This is a genomic window from Streptomyces sp. NPDC048171, from assembly GCF_043202655.1.
GTDB lineage: Bacteria > Actinomycetota > Actinomycetes > Streptomycetales > Streptomycetaceae > Streptomyces.
The window spans coordinates 3,734-5,152 of sequence record NZ_JBIDAU010000038.1 but is presented as its reverse complement, the minus strand read 5'-3'; the positions used below and the strand labels follow the sequence as shown (position 1 = coordinate 5,152).

The following is a 1,419-nucleotide window of genomic DNA, read 5'->3' as shown; positions in this document are numbered from 1 at the left end:
AACACAGTGGACGCGAGCAACTGAGGACAAGCCCTCGGCCTATTAGTACCGGTCACCTCCACACCTTGCGGTGCTTCCAGATCCGGCCTATCAACCCAGTCGTCTACTGGGAGCCTTAACCCCTCAAGGGGGTGGGAGTCCTCATCTCGAAGCAGGCTTCCCGCTTAGATGCTTTCAGCGGTTATCCCTCCCGAACGTAGCCAACCAGCCATGCCCTTGGCAGGACAACTGGCACACCAGAGGTTCGTCCGTCCCGGTCCTCTCGTACTAGGGACAGCCCTTCTCAAGACTCCTACGCGCACAGCGGATAGGGACCGAACTGTCTCACGACGTTCTAAACCCAGCTCGCGTACCGCTTTAATGGGCGAACAGCCCAACCCTTGGGACCGACTCCAGCCCCAGGATGCGACGAGCCGACATCGAGGTGCCAAACCATCCCGTCGATATGGACTCTTGGGGAAGATCAGCCTGTTATCCCCGGGGTACCTTTTATCCGTTGAGCGACGGCGCTTCCACAAGCCACCGCCGGATCACTAGTCCCGACTTTCGTCCCTGCTCGACCCGTCGGTCTCACAGTCAAGCTCCCTTGTGCACTTACACTCAACACCTGATTGCCAACCAGGCTGAGGGAACCTTTGGGCGCCTCCGTTACTCTTTAGGAGGCAACCGCCCCAGTTAAACTACCCATCAGACACTGTCCCTGATCCGGATCACGGACCCAGGTTAGACATCCAGCACGACCAGACTGGTATTTCAACGACGACTCCACCCACACTGGCGTGCGAGTTTCAAAGTCTCCCAGCTATCCTACACAAGCCGAACCGAACACCAATATCAAACTGTAGTAAAGGTCCCGGGGTCTTTCCGTCCTGCTGCGCGAAACGAGCATCTTTACTCGTAGTGCAATTTCACCGGGCCTATGGTTGAGACAGTCGAGAAGTCGTTACGCCATTCGTGCAGGTCGGAACTTACCCGACAAGGAATTTCGCTACCTTAGGATGGTTATAGTTACCACCGCCGTTTACTGGCGCTTAAGTTCTCAGCTTCGCCCAGACGAATCTGAGCTAACCGGTCCCCTTAACGTTCCAGCACCGGGCAGGCGTCAGTCCGTATACATCGCCTTACGGCTTCGCACGGACCTGTGTTTTTAGTAAACAGTCGCTTCTCGCTGGTCTCTGCGGCCACCCCCAGCTCGGAGTGCAAGACTCGTCACCGGATGTGGCCCCCCTTCTCCCGAAGTTACGGGGGCATTTTGCCGAGTTCCTTAACCATAGTTCACCCGAACGCCTCGGTATTCTCTACCTGACCACCTGAGTCGGTTTAGGGTACGGGCCGCCATGAAACTCGCTAGAGGCTTTTCTCGACAGCATAGGATCATCCACTTCACCACAATCGGCTCGGCATCAGGTCTCAGCCACA

At 56.6% G+C, this 1,419-nt stretch carries 1 rRNA gene (running past one end of the window); it reads right to left on the bottom strand.

What is annotated here, in order from left to right:
- Positions 1 to 22: 22 nt before the first annotated feature.
- A 23S ribosomal RNA gene (locus ACGF3J_RS38670) occupies positions 23 to 1,419 on the bottom strand; it runs 1,800 nt beyond the window's last position.